The sequence below is a fragment of the Rhizobium sp. AN6A genome (assembly GCF_900215635.1).
Classification (GTDB): Bacteria; Pseudomonadota; Alphaproteobacteria; order Rhizobiales; family Rhizobiaceae; genus Agrobacterium; species Agrobacterium tumefaciens.
In genome coordinates, this window is record NZ_OCNC01000004.1 from 1,653,226 (window position 1) to 1,673,177 (window position 19,952).

Consider the following 19,952-nt stretch of genomic DNA (forward strand, 5'->3'; position numbering starts at 1 on the left):
CAAGGGTTGGGGCATCCATAATCTAATCGATTTAAAAATGCCAGTCTCAGTTATGTGAAATTATGAATTTTGGTTTCGCGGGTCGAAAACCCGTACCGATTGTCATTGAGTGATGCCGGCTAGAAAGCAGGGTTCTTGAACAAGCCTTTGGCCGGCGGCGGAACGGAAAAAAAGAAAAAAACGACGATTGCTGCGATTTTCCCCATCCATGATCGCGGTGATGGCTCATCGACCTCGTGCGAGGCATCTATACTGTCCAGCAGCAGTCTTGCCTCATGCCGCTGCCACTCCGGCACCCGGATTTCCATGCCTCCGAAAGCGACGGTCAAATGCCAGTTCACGGAAACGATATGGGCCGAGGGCACGGTGGTGTGGATGCCATAGGCGCGCAGAAACGAACACGTCACGGCGGTTTCCGCCATCCCGTAACCGGTCGCAATCGTTACAAGCCTGTCGCTAGGTCTTTCCATAAGATCTCCAGAGGTGGGCGGATTTCCTAAAACCTGTCTCGCAATGCGTACCATGAGAGCGCCAGGAAAAGCAGCGGTGCCCGCAGCGACGCACCGCCGGGGAAGGACGGAACCTTCAACCGCGCGAATGGCGCAAGCATATCCTGTCTGCCGAGAACGAGATCGGCATAGAGCTTGCCGCAATAGTTCGACAGCATCACCCCGTGTCCGGAATAACCGCCGATAGAGGTGACCCCCGGCATGACTTCCCGCACGAACACCCGCCGTGGCAGGGTGATGCCAACGGAGCCGCCCCAGGAATGGGTGATCTCGACATTTCCGAGTTCGGGATAGATTTCCGCGATCTGCCGGCGAATATGGCTGGAAATGTCGCGCGGCGTATCGGCCGTATAGGCCTCGCGTCCGCCGAACAGCAGCCGGTTGTCGACCGTCTTGCGGAAATAGCGCACCACGAAACGGGAATCGGCCACGGCTTCCTTGCCGGGAATGATGTCGGGATAAGCGTCAAGCGGTGCGGTCGCGCCGATGAAGGAGCGGATCGGCATGATATGGGCCGCTGTCACCGGTTCCAGATTGCCGATATAAGCGTTGGTCGCAATCAGGACCCGCGTTGCGGTCAGCGTGCCGGAGGGCGTTTCGATGATGGTCTTGCCGCCCGCCTGGCGTATGGATTTGGCGGGCGTCATTTCATGGATGCCGGCGCCCGCCTCTTTTGCGGCTTTCGCAAGTCCGACCAGCAGCTTCAGCGGATGGATATGGCCGGTGCCGGTATCGCGTGTGCCGCCGAAATAATGGCTGGAGCCGACACGTCTGCGTGCGTCCGCCCGCTCCATGTAGGAAATATGCGGATAGCCGTAGCGATTGTTCATCGCATCGACGCTTTTGCGGTAATCGTCTTCGTAAGCAGCCTTGTGCGCCACATAGAGCTGCCCGGGCAGATACTCCATGTCGATGCCGTGATCGCGGGCGAAGTTGAGGACGTAATGCTTGGCATCCTCGGCGATATCGAACAGTACCTTTGACTGCTCGAAGCCGATCTCGTCTTCCAGCTCGTCGGGAAACGAGCGCTGCCCGGTGCCGAATTGCCCGCCGTTGCGGCCGGATGCGCCGTCGCCGAAACGATGTGCCTCGATCAAGGCGACGGAGACACCGTTGGCGGCAAGATTAAAGGCGGCCTGAAGCCCGGTATAGCCACCGCCGACGATCGCGACGTCCACTGCTTTCGACCCGTCGAGCGCCGGATATTCCGGCCGCTCCTGGGCGCTTGCCTGATACCAGGAAATCCCCGGCGCTATCGGGCTTTGCCACGTCATGCTTCAGTCCTCACACGTTGAGAAGCAGGAATTCCCGCTCCCATGGGCTGATGACCTGCATGAATGTCTCGAATTCCCCGCGCTTCAGGCCCGCATAAAGGCCGACGAATTCATGGCCGAACACCCGCTCGAACTGTTCTTCGCCTTCCAGCAACGCCACGGCTTCCAGCAGCCCGCGCGGCAGGTCGATGGAGCCTTCATTGGCCGTATCGGCGGTCGGTTCGGTCGGCTCGATATTGTTGACGATGCCGAGCCAGCCGCAGGCAAGCGAAGCGGCGAGCGCGAGATAGGGATTGGCATCCGAACTCGGCAGGCGGTTTTCGACACGCCTTGCCTGCGGGCTGGAAATCGGCACGCGGAAAGCCGTTGTGCGGTTGTCGTAACCCCAGGCATTGTTGACCGGGCAAGCCATGTCAGGTGTCAGGCGGCGATAGGAATTCACGTAAGGAGCAAGCATCACCAGCGCGTTCGGAACATAACGCTGCATGCCGCCTACGAAGGCGAAGAACTCCTTGGAAGGGCCACCGTCCTTGTTGGAGAAGATATTGCGGCCGCTGTCGATCTCCACCACCGACTGATGGATATGCATGGCCGAACCCGGCTGACCCTGCATGGGCTTGGCCATGAAGGTGGCGTAGATGCCATGCTTCAATGCTGCTTCGCGGATCGTACGCTTGAACAGGAACACCTGGTCGGCAAGCTCGATCGGATCGCCATGGCGCAGGTTGATTTCCAGCTGGGCCGGGCCTTCCTCGTGGATCAGGGTATCGATCTCGAGGCCCTGTTTTTCGGAGAAGTGATAGATATCGTCGATCAGTTCGTCGAACTCGTTGATGCCGGCGATGGAATAGCTCTGCCCACCGACGATGGAGCGTCCGGAGCGGCCCTTCGGCGGATGCAGCGGATAGTCAGGGTCGTCATTCATGGCGACGAGGTAGAATTCGATTTCCGGCGCGACGACCGGCTTCCAGCCTTTTTCCGTATAAAGCGAAAGCACGTTTTTCAGCACGTTGCGCGGCGTATAGGGAACGAAATTACCCTCGGCATCCACGACATCGCAGATCACCTGCGCGGTCGGGTCGCTTTCCCATGGCACCACGGACAGCGTGGAAAGATCAGGCACCAGCTTCAGGTCGCTGTCGCGCGGCTCATAGCGGAAGTTTGCCGTCTCATCCGGATATTCGCCCGAGATCGTATGGCGATAGAGCGCGGAGGGCAGGGCAAGCGAGGTGTCGCCTGTAAATTTCGCCGTCGGCATCATCTTGCCACGCGCAACCCCGGCAAGATCGGGTGTTATGCATTCAATATCCTCGATACCGCGCGCCCTCAACCATTGCGAGGCTTCGCGCCAGGAGGAAACGCCACGGGTAGAGGAAAGGTCGAGGGGAGGTTTCTTTGCCATGGTTGCCTGTTTCTTCGGGCGGAGCATGGTTTTCTTCGGGGGCATGTATCACCGGGTCTGTGTTTCGACTGGCGCCATCATAACCGGAGTTTGGCAATTGGCGAGGGGGAAAGCGCCATTGACAACGGGCGACACTTCGAAAAGAGGAAAGGGAGAAGCAAACGGAAAACAACTATGGCAGACAAATGTGACGTGCTGATTTTGGGGGCGGGGGCTGCCGGCATGATGTGCGCCGTCCGCGCCGGTCAGCGCGGCCGCTCCGTCATCATCCTCGACCACGCCAAGGCGCCGGGCGAGAAAATCCGTATCTCCGGCGGCGGCCGCTGCAATTTCACCAACATCCATGCCGGGCCGAAGAACTATCTCTCCGCCAACCCGCATTTCGCCAAATCCGCACTTGCCCGTTACACACCGCGTGATTTCATCGCTCTGGTCGAAAAACATCGTATCGCCTGGCATGAAAAGACGCTCGGGCAGCTGTTCTGCGACGATAGCGCCAAGGACATCATCCGCATGCTGCTTGGCGAAATGCAAGCTGCAAAGGTGAAGTTGAGGCTCGAAACCGCCGTTTCTGATGTCGCCCATGATGTCGGCCGGTTTCGCGTGACGACCTCCGGCGGCGTCATCGAGGCGGAAAGCCTTGTGGTCGCAACGGGCGGCAAGTCGATCCCGAAAATGGGTGCGACGGGTTTTGCCTACCAGATGGCCGAGCAGTTCGGCCTGTCGCTCATCGAGACGCGCCCTGGCCTCGTGCCGCTGACGCTTGATCCTGCGGCGCTGGAAAGGCTGAGCCCCCTTGCCGGTGTTGCCGTGCCAGCCGAAATTTCCCACGGCAAAACGGCGTTCAACGAAGCACTGCTGTTTACCCATCGGGGCCTAAGCGGCCCCTCAATCCTGCAAATCTCCTCCTATTGGCGGGAGGGCGACACGATCCGTCTGAAACTCGAGCCGGCGAGCGATATCGTCGGCTTGCTCCGGCAAGCGAAACAGAAGAACGGCCGCCAGTCCGCGCAGACCGCTCTTGCGGAAATCCTGCCGAAACGGCTGGCGCAGCACGTGGTCGAAAAATCCGGCCTCACCGGCAATCTTGCCGATATGTCCGACAAAGCTCTGGCGACGTTGGCAAATGAGGTGCAGGACTGGCAGATCAAGCCAGCCGGTTCCGAGGGATATCGCACGGCAGAAGTCACACTTGGCGGCGTGGATACGACCGGCCTCGATTCCCGCAGCATGGCAGCGAAAACCGTGGCCGGCCTCTATTTCATCGGCGAATGTGTTGACGTGACCGGCTGGCTGGGCGGTTATAATTTCCAGTGGGCCTGGGCCTCCGGTCAGGCAGCAGGTGAATTCGCCTGAAACCGCTCGTATTAACACCTTGTTAATGGGCACGGAGTCATCCTGACAGAATGCCAGCAAAGCCGGATCGCGTTGTGGTTCCGCTGTACATGATGTCATGCTGGAGGCTCTTAACAGGGCATGGGTCGGTTGAGTTTTTCGTCAGGAGCCCGCGCATGAACAGATCCGCACATCGCCGCCCTCGCGCCATTGCCATCGCCCGCGCCGAAAGCGAGAGCAGGCAGTTGGCCTTTCGCCTGACTGCAATCGCAGCCGGTGCCGTGGCTGCCCTGATCGCCCTTTTTTACTAAGGTCAGGCTCTTCGCTTTCGCCCTTGCAGCAATCGCGGTAAAAAGCCGCCACGGCCAGGATGCCTCGGCCATATCGGCATAGAATTTCTCTTCTTGCCGGATGGCTTCCCGCCGCGTGCGCGGCGTCTGGCTTTCGATGATGGCCAATGCTGAATAAAATACGTGCATGTCACTCTCCATGTTGCGGAGGGCCATGATGCACGCCGTTTTTTGTTTTATCTGCGCAAGAAAATGCGCTACGTTTTTCATAAATGAAAAACGTCACTTGGGATTCATACCAACTTTTCGTCGATGTGTCACGCAGCGGCGGCCTTACGGGTGCTGCGGCGCTGACGGGTTTGAGCCCTGCGACTATCGGGCGACGCATGGTCGAACTGGAGGGGCGTATCGGCAAGGCGCTGTTCCAACGCAGCCAGACGGGATACGCGCTGACACCGGATGGCCGCGCGCTGTTTGACCGTCTTCAGGCGATGGAAAACGCGGCAAAGGATATCGAGGGATGGCAAAAGGCGTCGTCGGCCTCTTCCGTCGTGCGCATTGCTGTCGGCACCTGGAATGCCTGGCTGCTGGCAGTAAATTTCTCCGCCATCTGCACGGATCGCGACGATTTCCGCATCGACCTTTTTATTGCTGAACAGAGGGCGTCTCTCGCACATCGCGAAAACGATATCGGCATTCGCGCTTTCGAGCCCGAGGAACGCAACCTCGCTGCAATCAAGACGGGGGAGGTGGCCTATGCGCCCTACAGGCTGCGAAACGCCGCCAGCTCCGTTTCAGACCGGTGGTTGGCGGTGGCGGAAGAAAACGCCATTTCCGCCTACCTGCGCTGGCCGCATGAAAACCGGCGGGACAATATCGTGGTGACCGTCAACAGGCCGACGGCACTGCTGGATCTCACGCTGGCCGGAGCAGGGGTTGCCGTGCTGCCATGTTTCGTGGGCGATGCAGATGCGCGGCTGATGCGTGAAGGTGACGAAATCGAAGCGCTTCGCCACAATCAGTGGATCGTCATGAACAATGACGATCGCCACCGCCGCGATATACGGACGGTGGCGGACCGGATGACGCGTCTCATCAAGCGACATTCCGATTTGTACGCCGGACGAAAAAGCCGTCCGGCATGAGCGGTGTCACGCAGCAGCACTTCCCTGCGCGACGATGACCGGGATCAGAAGATCGCCCCAGTTGCCGCCCCCGCCGTGATGGCGGGCTGAGCGGACGAGTTCAACGGAAACACCGGCCTCGACTGCCTTCATGACGGCCTGGTTGAGGCGGTGCAGATCGTTGGCAAGCATGCGGATGGCGACCTGTTGATCCTGCGTCATGGCGGAGGACTGCTCCTCGGCGCGTTCCTTGACGTGGGTCTTGATGGGGTTATTGGCATTCATGGCATTTCTCCTCTCTTTATTGGTTGGGGTTCTTGATGCGATTTGCAAGCCCTTCCCGTTCAAGGGAAGGGCAGTTTTACGGTTTATTCCGCCGCCGGGCGGAACTGGTCGTGCTCGGTGGATTCCTTCATGGCGGTGGTCGAAGACGTGCCGCCCGAGATTGCCAGCGACACGGCGTCGAAGTAGCCGGTGCCGACCTCGCGCTGGTGTTTGGTGGCGGTGTAGCCGTTAACCTCGGCCGCGAATTCCGCTTCCTGAAGCTCGGAATAGGCCGCCATCTGCCGGTCCTTGTAGCCGCGCGCCAGTTCGAACATGCCGTAATTCAGCTGGTGGAAGCCGGCCAGCGTGATGAACTGGAACTTGTAGCCCATTGCCCCGAGTTCGCGCTGGAACTTGGCAATCGTCGCGTCGTCGAGGTGCTTTTTCCAGTTGAACGACGGCGAGCAATTGTAAGCAAGCTTCTTGCGGGGATGCACCTTGTGTACGCCCTCGGCAAACCTGCGCGCCTGCTCGAGATCTGGCTTGGAGGTCTCGCACCAGATCAGATCGCAATAGGGCGCATAGGCCACTGCACGGGCGATGCAGGGTTCAAGACCGTTCTTCACCTGATAAAAACCCTCGACGGTGCGGCCGGCATCGTAATCAACGAAGGGCTGGTCGCGCTCGTCAATGTCAGAGGTCAAAAGCTTGGCGGCCTCCGCATCTGTGCGGGCGATGACCAGCGTCGGCACGCCCATGACGTCGGCTGCAAGTCGTGCCGCCGTCAGGTTGCGAATATGCGCCGCCGTGGGGATCAGAACCTTGCCGCCGAGATGGCCGCACTTCTTTTCAGATGCCAGCTGGTCTTCATAGTGAACACCGGCTGCACCGGCCTCGATGAATGCCTTCATGATCTCGAAGGCGTTGAGCGGTCCGCCGAAACCGGCTTCCGCATCGGCAACGATCGGCGCGAACCACGTGTCGACCGAAAGGCCCTTGCCCTCTGCCGTCTCGATCTGGTCTGCCCGTTGCAAGGTGCGGTTGATGCGCTTTGCAAGCTCCGGGGCCGCATTGGCGGGATAGAGCGATTGGTCCGGATACATGGCGGAGGCCGTGTTGGCATCTGCCGCAACCTGCCAGCCGGAAAGATAGATCGCCTTCAGCCCGGCGCGAACCATCTGCATGGCCTGGTTGCCGGAAAGCGCGCCGAGCGCATTGATGAAATTCTCTTCGTTGATCAGCTTCCACAGCCGGTTGGCACCCATCTCGGCCAGCGAATGGCGGATTTCAACGGAGCCGCGCAGCCGCTCCACGTCGGCGGCGGTATAAGTGCGCTCAATGCCGTCGAAGCGTCCCTGCGGTGCGCCCGGAACAAGTTTGTAAAAATCCGTCATACTTCTCTCTCCCATGACAAATGCGGTTTTAGAAATGTGCTGTCTTCAACTGTGTGAAGCGCCGTTCGATGTGACTACATTTACATTTTCGAGAGTTAGAGCGCCAGAATAAACATAAAAACAGTGACTTGAAAGAGGTTATCCTGTAGTGTGCATGACAGGGTGGAGCTGTAAAATTGTAAATTTTGTAAAAGCGGCATGCCCGGCGATTTTGTAACAGGCTTGTATGAGTCTTTCGATGTGAGGTTAACGCTGTGTCGGAAAACAAGATTTTTGCTGGCCCGCGCGTGCGTCGTATTCGCAACGGTCTGGCGCTGACGCAAACGGCCATGGCCGAGGCGCTGGCGATCTCGCCTTCCTACCTCAATCTCATCGAGCGCAATCAGCGGCCGCTGACCGTGCAACTGCTCTTGAAGCTTGCTTCAGTCTACAAGGTGGATCTGGACGACCTGCAAGGCGAGAGTGCCGGTTCCGCCGGGCAATTGCGCGAGGTCTTCGCCGATCCGCTCTTGGTGGGCGAGGTGCCGTCGCCGCAGGAGCTGATCGAGGTGGCAGATGCCGCGCCCAATGCGGCAAGTGGCGTCGTCAAGCTGTACAGGGCGTATCGGGAACAGGCGCAGCGCCTTTCCGACCTCTCGGATCTTCTGGCGCGCGAGGGACACGAGACGGCGCTTTCCTCCACCCGCCTGCCGATAGACGAGGTGCGGCACGTCTTTGAAAACCGGCCGGCCTATGTCCATTCCATCGATGCGGCGGCAGAAGAACTCCACAAGCAATTGTCGGCGGGCGAAGATCTCGCCGCGGGCCTTCGCGCATGGCTTCAGAAAAACCACGGTATCGTGGTCAGAACTCTGCCGGTCCATGCCATGCCCAATCTGCGGCGGCGTTATGACCGCCATTCCATGCGGCTGTTTTTGTCCGAGCGCCTGTCGCAGCCGGATCAGCTCAGGGAAATGGCGATGGAAACCTGTCTTCTGGCGCTTCGCGAGGAGATTGGCGCTGAGCTGGAGACGCTTGGCCTGAAGGGGGAGGAGGCACGGCGCATCGCCCGCTTCGAGCTGGCGCGTTATGCCGCCCATGCCCTGATGATGCCCTATGGTGCGTTTTTGAGTGCCGCCCAGCGCGCGAAATACGATCTCGATGTCCTGCGATCACGCTTCAACGTGTCGTTCGAGCAGGCCGCCAACAGGCTCGTCAGCCTGCAACGGCCGACGGCTGCGGCAATCCCGTTCTTTTTGATGGAGATTGACAATGCCGGCAACCGTTTCCGTCTTGCGGGCGCTGGTGGGTTCCCGAGGGCACGGTTTGGTGGCCTCTGTCCGCGTCTTAATATCCACGCAGCTTTTGCCCAGCCGGGGCAGGTGCTGGTGGAGCCGGTGGAGATGCCTGACGGTGACGCCTTCCTGACGGTGTCGCGCACGCTTGAAGGCCCGCAGGCCGGTTTCGGCGAAAGGGTGCGGCGAACGGCCGTGCTTCTGGGCTGTGATCTCGCCCAGGCCGGGGAGACGGTTTATGGGGCTGCCGGCGCAGGTGGGCCGACGATTGCCATTGGTCCCTCGTGCCGGCTGTGTGAAAGGCAGGGCTGTCTGTCGCGGGCGGAAGCCCCGCTGACGAGGCCGCTCGGTCTGGACGAAATGGTGACCGGTCTTAGTGTTTTCGACTTCCAGTAGAGGTTTCGCATCACTTTTTTTCCGGTGGAACACATTCGGTTGAAAATGCTGTGCTGCACATTTCCCGCTTGCTCCCTTTTGTTTTCCTTTCTAGTCTCACTAAAAAAGGGGATCACGCTTCCGTCACGAGGATGCGTTAACAGGAGAAATCATGAAAAACCGTTCGCTCCGTTTCACTTTGGCTCTCACGACGGCGCTCGTTGCTGCAGGCTCGGCAATGGCCCAGGAGAAGGTCGTTCACGTCTTTAACTGGTCGGATTATATCGACGAATCGATCCTCACCGATTTCACCAAGGAAACCGGCATCAAGGTCGTTTACGATGTATTCGACAGCAACGAACTCGTGGAAACGAAGCTTCTGGCCGGCAGCTCCGGCTACGATGTGGTGGTGCCGACCGGCCCCTTCCTCGCCCGCCAGATCAATGCCGGTGTTTTCCAGAAACTCGACAAGTCCAAGTTGCCGAATCTGAAGAACATGTGGCCGGATGTCTCCGAGCGTCTGGCGAAATACGACCCCGGCAACGAATATGCCGTGAACTACATGTGGGGCACAACAGGCATCGGCTATAACGTCGCCAAGGTGAAGGCGGCTCTCGGCGATGTTCCGGTCGACAGCTGGGATATTCTCTTCAAGCCGGAAAATGCCGAAAAGCTGAAATCCTGTGGCATCAATATTCTCGATGCATCGGACGAGACCTTCGCCATCGCGATGAATTACCTCGGCAAGAACCCGGACAGTAAGGAAACAGCCGATCTGGAAGCGGGCGGTGCCGTCTATTCGAAGATCCGTCCCTTTGTGAAGACCTTCAACTCCTCCGCCTATATCGACGAGCTGGCGAATGGTGACAGCTGCATCACGATCGGCTGGTCGGGTGACATTCTTCAGGCCAAAAAGCGTGCCGAAGAAGCGAAGAACGGCGTCGAGGTGAACTACGTCATCCCGAAGGAAGGCACCTATATGTGGTTCGACAACCTTGCCATCCCGGCGGATGCCAAGAATGTCGAGGAAGCTCACACCTTCATAAACTACCTGATGCGGCCGGAAGTCATCGCCAAGGCGTCCAACTATGTTCAGTATGCGAACGGCAACCTTGCCTCGCAGGCGCTGATGGATCCGTCGGTTGCCAAGAACCCGGCGGTCTACCCCAATGCTGAGACGATGAAGAAGCTCTTCACCATCTCGCCCTACGGACCGAAGGAACAGCGTGTCTTGAACCGCGTCTGGACGCAGATAAAGACCGGTAGCTGATAGCTCCGCGCGCTGGTTGAGAAACGGCCGGCGGGCCTGTTTCTCTGATACCTTGCCGGCAGGTCACGCAACCTGCCGGCGCTGCCCGCCTCATGGCATCGGACCGAAAAGTGTGACGCGGTTTTCGGGAAATCCGATGCTCAAATCTACAAAATCAACGGGATTTGAGGGTAGGGTGAATGGCGAAAACTCTGGGGCCGGTCAAACGCAAATTTAGCCCTTGGGACAATCCCGATGCGGTTCCCTTCATCCGTTTTGAAAACGTCACCAAGCGGTTTGGCGATTTCGTCGCCGTCGATAATCTGACGCTCGATATTTACGAGCGGGAGTTCTTTTCGCTGCTCGGTCCTTCCGGCTGCGGCAAGACCACGCTGATGCGCATGCTGGCCGGTTTCGAGGAACCGACCAATGGGCGTATTCTCCTGCAGGGCAAGGATATTTCCGGCGTGCCGCCCTACAAGCGCCCGACCAATATGATGTTCCAGTCCTACGCCCTTTTCCCGCATATGTCGGTGGAGAAGAACATTGCCTTCGGTCTGGAGCAGGACGGTCTGCTCAAGGCAGAAGTATCCTCGCGGGTCGAGGAAATGCTGCGGCTCGTCAAGCTCAGCGAGTTTGCCAAGCGCAAGCCGAGCCAGCTTTCTGGCGGCCAGCGGCAGCGCGTGGCGCTTGCCCGCTCGCTTGCCAAGCGGCCGAAGGTGCTTTTGCTGGATGAACCGCTCGGTGCGCTCGACAAGAAGCTGCGCGAGGAAACCCAATTCGAGCTGATGGACATCCAGACCAATCTCGGCCTCACCTTTCTGATCGTCACCCATGACCAGGAAGAGGCAATGACGGTGTCGGACCGGATCGCGGTCATGGACAAGGGCATTGTGGTGCAGGTAGCAACGCCTGCCGAGATCTACGAGGCGCCGAACAGCCGTTACGTGGCGGATTTCATCGGCGACATCAATATTTTCGACGCCAATGTCGTCACTAACGCGTCCGATATCGGCAAGCCGGGACTGGTGACGCTCGATTGCGACGGGCTGCCAGTTGCGGTGGAGCAGGAATGCGCCGCTGTCACCGGAAGCCGGGTGGCTTTCGCCATCCGCCCGGAAAAGGTCCGCATCTCGCTCGATCAACCCACCGACAGCGCCGTCAATTCCGCTTATGGCGAAGTCTGGGATATCGGCTATCTCGGTGACTTCTCGGTGTTCATCGTCAAGCTTGCCGATGGCCGTGTCATCCGTGCAGCGCAGGCGAATGTCTCGCGTCTCGTGGATCGCCCGATCACCTTCGGCGATATGGTGTGGTTGAACTGGAAACAGGATTCCGGTCTTGTGCTAACGCGCTGAGGGAGGCTTTTATGGCGATCACCACTCCTGAAAACCGGCAAAGTCCCTGGCGATGGCTGGTCGTCGCGGTTCCCTATTTCTGGCTGATGCTGTTTTTTGCAGCGCCCTTTTTCATCATTTTCAAAATATCGCTTTCGGATACGGCGATATCCATGCCGCCCTATACGCCAGTCTTCGAAGGGTTTTCGAAGCTTGGCGCATTCTTCTCGCAGCTGGATTTCGAAAACTACCTGTTTCTGACGGAAGACCCGCTCTACATCGACGCCTATCTCTCGTCGCTGCGCATCGCATTCATCTCCACCTTCCTGCTGTTGCTGATCGGTTATCCCATGGCTCTTGCCATGGCGCGTTCGCCGTCATCCATCCGCCCGACGCTGGTGATGCTGGTCATCCTGCCGTTCTGGACCTCGTTCCTGATCCGCGTTTACGCCTGGATCGGTATTCTGAAGCCCGAAGGTCTGCTGACGGTGCTGTTCCAATGGCTCGGTTTTCTGGGGCCGGACCAGCAGGTCAATATTTTCCGCACCGAGACGGCGATCTTCATCGGCATCGTCTATTCCTATCTGCCGTTCATGGTGCTGCCGCTTTATTCGGCGCTGGAAAAATTCGACAATACGCTTCTGGAAGCGGCGGCCGATCTGGGTTGCCCGCCCTGGAAAGCCTTCTGGAAGATTACCTTCCCGCTGTCCCTGCCGGGCGTGGTGGCCGGGTCGATGATCTGTTTCATCCCGATAACCGGCGAATTCGTCATTCCCGATCTGCTTGGCGGTGCGCAGACGCTGATGATCGGCAAGACGCTCTGGACGGAATTCTTCGGCAACCGCGACTGGCCCCTGGCATCCGCCGTTGCGGTGCTGCTTCTACTGTTGCTGGTGGTGCCCATCGCCATCTTCCAGAACCAGCAGAAGAAAGTCGGGTGAGGCCATGAAACGCGGAAAATTCGACATCACCGTCCTGACCCTCGGTTTTGCCTTTCTCTATATCCCGATCATCATCCTGATCGTTTATTCCTTCAATGCCTCGAAGCTGGTCACCGTCTGGGGCGGATTTTCGCTGCAGTGGTACAAGTCCATGTGGTCGAACCAGGGGCTGATGGATGCAGCGTGGGTGACGCTTCGTGTCGGTATTTTGAGCGCCACCATCGGCACCATCCTCGGAACGCTGGCGGCGCTGTCTCTGACGCGCTTTGCGCGCTTTCCGGGACGGGTGCTGTTTTCGGGCATGATCTATGCGCCGCTCGTCATGCCGGAGGTCATTACCGGTCTGTCGCTGCTGCTGCTGTTCGTGGCCGTTGGGGTGGATCGCGGCTTCTGGACGGTGGTCATCGCCCACACCACCTTCACCATGTGTTATGTGGCGATCGTCGTGCAGTCGCGCCTGTTGACCTTTGATCGCAGCCTCGAGGAAGCAGCGCTCGATCTCGGTTGCCCGCCGGTCAAGACCTTCTTCAAAATTACCCTGCCGCTGATCTTCCCGGCCGTCATCGCCGGCTGGATGCTGGCGTTTACGCTGTCGCTCGATGATCTCGTGATCGCAAGTTTCGCCACTGGTCCAGGTGCAACGACGCTGCCGATCAAGATTTATTCGCAGGTTCGTCTTGGCGTCACACCTGAGATCAACGCCATCTGCACGATCCTTATCGGGCTTGTCACAATCGGCGTGATTGTCGCTTCCATCGCCTCCAAACGCACGGAACTACAGCGGATGAAGGACGAACACGCAGCCGCGCGCAACTGATCGAATATTCCTCTTCGATTTCTACGCGTTACTGTTGAGGCGTCGATAAAATTAGAAAACTGTAATTTAGTTTTTTACTTTTACGGTCTCAAAATAGGAATTATCGTCGGTAATTGATCGATTTTGGTTTTAACCGCTTGTTAATAGGAGTTGGCGGAAAGTAAATCCCAACGCAGGGCTGTCAAACTTTCGATAGCCGGGATTGATAATTTCCATATGGCGAGGTTGTCCCCCTTTCTCTCGTTAAAAAAGCACAACTAATACAGGCGGCCGAGAGGCCGCCTTTCTTTTTGCCGCCATGCGGGTTGCCTTCAGCGGTTTGCCGGATGATCCATCGATTTCGACACGAGAAGCACGGGGATAAGCCCGGCAATGATGATGATGATCGCCGGCACGGCGGCATCCTGCACCCTTGAGCGGGACGCGTCTTCATAGACCAGCGTGGCAAGCGTGTTGAAGCCGAAGGGCCGCAGCAGGATCGTCGCCGGCAGTTCCTTCATGGATTCGATCAGTACCAGAAGAAAGGCTGTCAGCGCTGCAGGCCGCATATTCGGCAACAGCACCTTGAACAGTGTCTGCAACCGGTTGCGCCCAAGCGTTCGCGAGGCCATGTCGATATGCGGCGAGAGCTTCTGGAACCCGGCATCAAGCGTTCCCTCCGCCATGGTCATGAAGCGTACCGAATGGGCGTAGATGATGGCAAAGGCAGTGCCTGACAGCAGCAGGCCGCTCGAAAATCCGAAGTGGGAGCGGACAAACCCGTCGACGTGATTGTCGAGACCGGCCAGGGGAATGAGCACGCCGATGGCGAGCACCGTTCCCGGCACGCCATATCCCATGGAGCCAAGTCGCGCGGCCACCTTTGACGTGCGCGAGCGCTCGGTGCGGATGGCATAGGAAAACACGAAAGCCGCAATCAGGGTGACGAAGGCGGCGGAAAGCGAGACCTCGAGACTGTGACCGAGTGCTTTCAGCAGCTTCGGCGCAAACAGCGCATCCAGCCTTTTTGCGGCGTAACCGCCAAGGACGATGACGGGAATGAGGAAACCACTCGCCATGGGAACGATGCAGAAGAGGCTTGCAGACCAGCGCCGCCAGCCGCGAAGGCTTTTCAGCCGGTGGCGTTGCGCCATGGTCGTGGCTTTTGGAGCGGCAAAGCGCTGTTTTTCGCGGGCATTGCGTTCGATGAAGATCAACGCGCCGACGATGAGCAGAATGACGGCGGCGATCTGTGTCGCATTGGCAAGATTGCCGCGATTGAGCCAGGTCTCGTAGATCGTGAAAGTCAGCGTCTGGACACCGAGATATTCGACAGCGCCAATATCGTTCAGCGTTTCCATCAGGACCAGCGAAAGACCGATGGCGATCGCCGGCCGCGCCATCGGCAATTGCACGGAAAAGAATACGCCAAGCGGTTTCGCACCAAGCGTGCGCGCAGCTTCGGCCGCAAACCGTCCCTGCATGGAAAAGGCGGCGCGGGCCGACAGATAGACATAAGGGTAAAGCACCGAACTCAGAACCACCACGGCGCCGCCGAGCGAGCGTATGTCCGGAAACCAGTAGTCGCGGATGCTGTGATAGCCGAACGCGGCGCGAAGGGCGCTTTGTACCGGGCCGGTGAAATCGAGAAACTCGCCGAAAGCATAGGCTGCCAGATAGGAGGGAATGGCGAGCGGCAGGACAAGTGCCGCCGACAATACCCGCCGCAACGGGAATTCGAATGTAGTGACGAGCCAGGCGCAGGCAATGCCGAACAATGCCGTCGTTGCGGCCGTCATCGCCAGCAGCAGGAAGGTGCGAAACCCGGCGCGCGGCAGAACATTGGCTAGAAGGTGTTGCCATCCCTCCGTGCTGCCGGTCAGCGCCAGCCAGAAGACCGCCAGAACAGGCATGGCGGCGATGGCTGCGACGATGACCGCCGTAATGGGCAACAATGAAACGCGTCTTGTTGCCGGAATGGAAACCGTCATGGAAATGCCAGCCTGCTGTCCTGCGAAAGCCTCAACCGGCTGTCCGTTTAGCCGGCGGTTCCCGCATTGCTACGCCCGCATGGCCTCAGTTGGCAAGAACCCGCTGCGAGGGAAAGGTAATTTCCACCAGCGTTCCCTCGTTCGGTGTCGAGGTGATGGAGAAGTTCGCCCGGTTGGCGTCCACCATCGCCTTGGTCAAGGGAAGGCCGAGCCCGGTGCCATCGCCGCGCACGCGCTTGCCCGATGACGCCACCTGCCGGAACGGCTTCATGGCCTGTTCCAGCTCCGCCCGGGTCATGCCGATGCCGGTGTCGCGGATACGCAGCGCGACGCTGCCATTGGCCTCATAGGCGGTGGAAACCACGATCTGGCCGCCTGATGGCGTGAAGCGGATGGCGTTCGACAGGATGTTGAGCACGATCTGCTTGATCGAGCGCAGGTCGGCAACGATCTGTGGAACGGATTGCGAAAGCGCCGTGCGGATGATGACACGCTGATTGTTGGCCTGCGGTTGCACCAGCGAGACCGCCTCGGCCACAGTCTCGTTCAGCGGAACCGCGATGAAATCGACATCCATCTGCCCGGCTTCGATCTTGGAGATGTCGAGGAGGTCGTTGACGATATCGAGCACATGTCGGCCCGAACGTCCGATATCATTGGAATATTCCACATAACGCGGATGACCGATCGGCCCGAAACGCTCGGTCGCCATCATGTCCGCAAAGCCGATGATGGCGTTGAGAGGCGTGCGGATTTCGTGGCTGACACGCGCAAGAAAGTCGGTCTTGTGCGCATTGGCGGTTTCCGCCGCGCGCTTGGCGTTGCGTAACTCTTCTTCCGTGCGCTTCCACTGGGTAATGTCACGAATGACCACGCAATAGCCGTGCGAGGATTTGAGCCGTCCGATCGTCATGAACAGCGGCAGAAAACCGCCGGATGCCTCGCGGCCGATCACCTCGCGGCCATCGTTCAGCACGCTGGCGACACCGTTATTGGCAAGGCCGGAGAGATAGTCCAGCACCGCGCGCTGGCTCTCATGCGCAAACAGGGTGACGAAGGGTTTCCCGGCGATTTCGCCATTGTCGTAGTTGAACAGCGCACTGGCGGAGCGATTGAGCGAACGGATTTCGCCGTCGTCTCCCAAAAGCACCACGCCATCCGTTGCCGTTTCCAGAATGGAATGCAGTTCCTCGACTTCGCCCTGCAATACGGAAACGCTGCCTGCGTCGGCATTCGCGGTTTCGGCCGCTGACGTATTCTCGTTGGCTGCCGTAACCGGTGCCTGCTTTTCTTCCAGCGGAACCAGCGACAGCATCAGCGCCTTGGTGTCTTCCCAGCGGATGGATTGCAGCCGTGCCTTGACCGGAATGATGTCATTTTCGGCGCTGACGACGACCATGCCGCCTTCGTTATCAGGCATATCCTCAAGCTCCTGCCGTTGCAGCAGGGCTTCCAATCCGCCGACCTCGTCCAATTCATCGAGAGAGCCATAGCCCGTCAGCCGCAGGAAATCCGGATTGGCATGGATCAGCCTGTCACCGGCATGCACCAGCAGTGCCACGGGCATCTGGTCCAGCGTTTCGGCGCTCAGCGCATCGGCGGGGCGCAGCGGTGGGCTAACCATCGCAGCGGCGATATCGGCCGCCGATGCGACTTCGGTTAAGGCGACCGTCTTTTCTTCGACCTGGATTTCATCGGTAGGCTTGTTCGTGGCCGCAGGGCGTTCGCCGCGAACATAGTCCGCGAAGAGATCGTCTTCCTCAGCCGGTTCTGTGGCATTAACGTCTTCTTCCAGTACGGGCGGCAGGTCCATCTGTGTTACGGCGTCTATGTCGTCATGGATATCCTGTGCAGCCGGCTCGGTAGAAGGAGCGTCTTCTTCCGCCTTCGGGCCCTCGTCTGAAACGGCGTCTACGGGTGCCAGCGCCCGGCCGATTTCGCGGAAGGCGGCCTGCTCGCCTGCGGTCAGGCCCTCGCGGGAGCGCCAGCGGCGCTCTTCCAGATGGACGACCTTGTCGGAGTAGGTTGGCTCCGGCTCTGGTTCCGGGGTCGGTACGACAGCCAAGGCCGGCACTTCGAATTCCGGCGGGCTGTAATCGTGGGGCCGCTCTTCGTCCGAAATCTCGGCCGGCGCATCTTCAGCGGCCGGGGTTTCGTCATCGAGCTCATCGAGAAAAGCCAGCAATTCCTCGTCTTCATCCTCGGCAGCCGGCTGCGGCAAAACCTCGGTTTGAAGGATGTCTTCGCCGTGCAGGAAGGTGAGGCCGGTAGCGTGCGGATCCTCTGCGGCATCGGCCAGCCGCACGATGCCGAAACCACGGAAACCGTCAAATTCGCGCGAGCGCGTATAGGTGGGAAGGGCGGCGAGATCGATCGGCACCATCAGAGAAGTGCCTTCGACCGGCCAATAGATCGTCTTGCCAGACCAGGTATCACGGCGGCCGAGAAGCTCGCGAATCTTGCCTTCCGGATCGAGATTGAACAGTGCCGCCACATCGGCAAAACTCATGCCTTCGACAGCTGCCGCCTTCGCGCCCACGGCCTCCGCAAATTCGTGCGAGATCGAGCTGAAGCGGCCCTCGGCATCGATTTTCCAGACGAAACGGGATGCACGCGCACCGGCGTTGAAGACAAAAGGCCGGGGTTCGTCGGTCGGTTCCACGGCCGCCGGGACATCCTCTTCAACTGGTGCAGCGGCCTGCGCCGCTATTGTTTCAGCGACCTCATCTTCCGCCTCTGCGCGCTCCACGTCCGGGGCCTGTTCGGTATGGTCTTCGCTGGAAGCCTGGCCAGTTGCCGGAACCTCTGCCTCATCCGCATCCAGTTCGAAGAGATCGGCAATATCGTCCGTCATCGCCGCATTCGCAGCCGTATCGGCATCCTCCAGCGGGACATCCGCCGGAGCATCCGTTTCTTCTTCTGCTGCAAGCAATGGCAGGACGGTTTCCTCATCCTGTTCCACCGTCACTTCGTCTTCGACGTCGGAAGGCAGTTCCGGCACGTCCTCCATATCTTCTATCCCGGCGACGGCGTCGAGCACGGAATCGAACGAGGCAGCCGTTGCGGCAACAGGCGCGGTCTCGGCAACCGGCAAAGCCGGTTGGGGGGCGGCCGGGGTTTCCTGCGGCTTGTCTTCGGCAAAGCCGTTAACGGGATCGAGTGTCCCGAGCGCGGTTTCGACCACGAACAACAGATTGAGCTCTGGCGATGTTGTGATCTGGCCGGCGGCGGCGGGCATGTAACCCTTGCCGGTCGGCACGGGCCGTTTGACGAGGTGGCCAGCCTGACCAGCGGCCATCCTAACCAGCGTCTTTGCCGTATGCGGCGTGATGCCAAGCGACGCAAACTTGGCCGAAGCGGCAACGACCTCGTTATCGCCATTGATGACAGCGATATGGATATCGGGATCGTCAAAGCCTTCAATCATGCGCCTTGCGCATTCCGCCGTGTCGGGTGCGGCCTGATCGGTGAGGGCGGAAAACAGAATAGCAGGCTGGCCCGGCTCGGCCTCGATGATTTCCGCCTTGGCGGTAACGGCGAGGCTGCGGAAGCCGGCATTGATGCGAATGGTAAACGGCAGGCTGTCGCCCGTCTTCGAAAGACGCGCCGCCGTCGCGGCCAGCTGCCGGAAGGTCACGTCCTGCCGTTTGGGTCCCTGTTCCAGAAAATCATAGACCATCGGCGTGCCGAACAGCGCTGCACCGCGCCCATTGGCCCAGAGCGCGCTCTGAAGATCGAGCGAGAACAAAGCCATCGCCTCGCCGCGCCCGAAACCTTCGCGCACCCGTTCATGCACTGCGATATCGATAAAGGGATACTGGACGGCGGGCATGTCGAAACCTATTCTGGCACTACCGGACCTTGCGAGGCTTTCGGCTTCCTCATGAAGCTGAAACGTAAACCCGCTGAGGCACCACGTTAACAGAATTTTAAATAACTTCACAGGGCGGCGCGGTCCACCGCCGCCTGAATGAATCGCCAAATAGAGTTAACATGAACAGGCCCGACGAGACCCGTTCTGGCCCCGTTCCAGATTGCAAGCGGTATACCCGGCTATCGACGGTTGCCAGCTCTGGCGCAATGAAAACCGCTTGCCTTTCCAAGCCTTTTTTCGCAAAATTCGCTGAAGGACTTGCAAATAGCGAAAACACCTTTTATGTCACCCCCCGTGGCGCCGGTTCGGCGTTTGATGTGCGGTTGTAGCTCAGTTGGTTAGAGCGCAGGTTTGTGGCACCTGAGGTCGGAGGTTCGAGACCCCCCAACCGTACCATCTCCAATTTCCTAAAATCCCCGAAAATCATCGCAGCGATTTAAAGCCCGATTTGGGTTATCGCAAACGCATGTCTTTGCTGCGCGTCGACTGTGCGGTTTCCTCGCTTCCAAAAACCATTTGGCTA

15 protein-coding genes and 1 tRNA gene are annotated in these 19,952 nt (G+C 59.1%); 8 read left to right on the forward strand and 8 right to left on the reverse strand.

Annotation, left to right across the window (positions count from 1 at the left end):
• Positions 1-119 precede the first annotated feature (119 nt).
• The 3 genes from CRO62_RS20630 to CRO62_RS20640 are packed head-to-tail and all read right to left on the reverse strand — an operon-like array spanning position 120 to position 3,230.
• Positions 120-470, reverse strand: a complete 351-nt coding sequence (locus CRO62_RS20630) for a hypothetical protein (RefSeq protein ID WP_097101544.1) — start codon at positions 468-470, stop codon at positions 120-122.
• A 26-nt stretch (positions 471-496) separates the two neighbouring features.
• Positions 497-1,783 (reverse strand): NAD(P)/FAD-dependent oxidoreductase, encoded by a 1,287-nt coding sequence (locus CRO62_RS20635; protein ID WP_097101546.1) that lies wholly within the window; start codon positions 1,781-1,783, stop codon positions 497-499.
• Between the two features lie 10 nt (positions 1,784-1,793).
• On the reverse strand, positions 1,794-3,230 hold the full coding sequence (locus tag CRO62_RS20640) for a glutamine synthetase family protein (protein WP_013635499.1): 1,437 nt from the start codon (positions 3,228-3,230) through the stop codon (positions 1,794-1,796).
• Positions 3,231-3,359: 129 nt separating this feature from the next.
• Between CRO62_RS20640 and CRO62_RS20645 the strand changes: the two genes are divergently transcribed.
• Positions 3,360-4,541 carry an NAD(P)/FAD-dependent oxidoreductase gene (locus CRO62_RS20645; RefSeq protein WP_097101548.1) on the forward strand — a complete coding sequence of 394 codons (1,182 nt, stop codon included), beginning with the start codon at positions 3,360-3,362 and terminating at the stop codon, positions 4,539-4,541.
• A gap of 110 nt (positions 4,542-4,651) precedes the next feature.
• On the opposite strand, the gene CRO62_RS20650 is transcribed toward CRO62_RS20645, so the two are convergent.
• Positions 4,652-4,999 carry a hypothetical protein gene (locus CRO62_RS20650; protein WP_162686717.1) on the reverse strand — a complete coding sequence of 116 codons (348 nt, stop codon included), beginning with the start codon at positions 4,997-4,999 and terminating at the stop codon, positions 4,652-4,654.
• A gap of 83 nt (positions 5,000-5,082) precedes the next feature.
• Between CRO62_RS20650 and CRO62_RS20655 the strand changes: the two genes are divergently transcribed.
• Complete coding sequence (locus CRO62_RS20655) at positions 5,083-5,955, forward strand: LysR family transcriptional regulator (protein WP_097101552.1); 873 nt, start codon at positions 5,083-5,085, stop codon at positions 5,953-5,955.
• Positions 5,956-5,961: 6 nt separating this feature from the next.
• Here the strand turns inward: CRO62_RS20655 and CRO62_RS20660 are convergent, their stop codons facing one another.
• Together CRO62_RS20660 and aceA are read right to left on the reverse strand one after the other, a co-directional pair.
• The gene (locus CRO62_RS20660) at positions 5,962-6,219 is read right to left on the reverse strand and encodes a hypothetical protein (RefSeq protein ID WP_097101555.1); all 258 of its coding nucleotides are present in this window, start codon (positions 6,217-6,219) and stop codon (positions 5,962-5,964) included.
• Positions 6,220-6,302: 83 nt separating this feature from the next.
• Positions 6,303-7,592 (reverse strand): isocitrate lyase, encoded by a 1,290-nt coding sequence (gene aceA / locus CRO62_RS20665; protein ID WP_097101556.1) that lies wholly within the window; start codon positions 7,590-7,592, stop codon positions 6,303-6,305.
• A 254-nt stretch (positions 7,593-7,846) separates the two neighbouring features.
• Here aceA and CRO62_RS20670 point away from each other — a divergent pair, with 254 nt between their 5' ends.
• The 5 genes from CRO62_RS20670 to CRO62_RS20690 all read left to right on the forward strand — a co-directional run bounded on the left by CRO62_RS20670 (position 7,847) and on the right by CRO62_RS20690 (position 13,585).
• The gene (locus tag CRO62_RS20670) at positions 7,847-9,262 is read left to right on the forward strand and encodes a helix-turn-helix domain-containing protein (protein WP_097101558.1); all 1,416 of its coding nucleotides are present in this window, start codon (positions 7,847-7,849) and stop codon (positions 9,260-9,262) included.
• 151 nt (positions 9,263-9,413) lie between these two features.
• On the forward strand, positions 9,414-10,511 hold the full coding sequence (locus CRO62_RS20675) for a polyamine ABC transporter substrate-binding protein (RefSeq protein WP_003515154.1): 1,098 nt from the start codon (positions 9,414-9,416) through the stop codon (positions 10,509-10,511).
• Between the two features lie 179 nt (positions 10,512-10,690).
• The gene (locus CRO62_RS20680) at positions 10,691-11,848 is read left to right on the forward strand and encodes an ABC transporter ATP-binding protein (RefSeq protein ID WP_097101560.1); all 1,158 of its coding nucleotides are present in this window, start codon (positions 10,691-10,693) and stop codon (positions 11,846-11,848) included.
• An 11-nt stretch (positions 11,849-11,859) separates the two neighbouring features.
• Entirely contained in the window at positions 11,860-12,768 is a 909-nt protein-coding gene (locus tag CRO62_RS20685) for an ABC transporter permease subunit (protein ID WP_003515156.1), read from the forward strand.
• A gap of 4 nt (positions 12,769-12,772) precedes the next feature.
• The gene (locus tag CRO62_RS20690; RefSeq protein ID WP_003515157.1) at positions 12,773-13,585 is read left to right on the forward strand and encodes an ABC transporter permease; all 813 of its coding nucleotides are present in this window, start codon (positions 12,773-12,775) and stop codon (positions 13,583-13,585) included.
• A 311-nt stretch (positions 13,586-13,896) separates the two neighbouring features.
• Here the strand turns inward: CRO62_RS20690 and CRO62_RS20695 are convergent, their stop codons facing one another.
• Both CRO62_RS20695 and CRO62_RS20700 read right to left on the reverse strand, forming a co-directional pair.
• Positions 13,897-15,555, reverse strand: a complete 1,659-nt coding sequence (locus CRO62_RS20695) for an ABC transporter permease (RefSeq protein WP_323455513.1) — start codon at positions 15,553-15,555, stop codon at positions 13,897-13,899.
• 85 nt (positions 15,556-15,640) lie between these two features.
• Entirely contained in the window at positions 15,641-19,387 is a 3,747-nt protein-coding gene (locus CRO62_RS20700; protein ID WP_097101562.1) for an ATP-binding protein, read from the reverse strand.
• A gap of 361 nt (positions 19,388-19,748) precedes the next feature.
• On the opposite strand from CRO62_RS20700, the gene CRO62_RS20705 reads away from it, so the two are divergent.
• A tRNA-His gene (locus CRO62_RS20705) sits at positions 19,749-19,825 on the forward strand.
• Positions 19,826-19,952 lie beyond the last annotated feature (127 nt).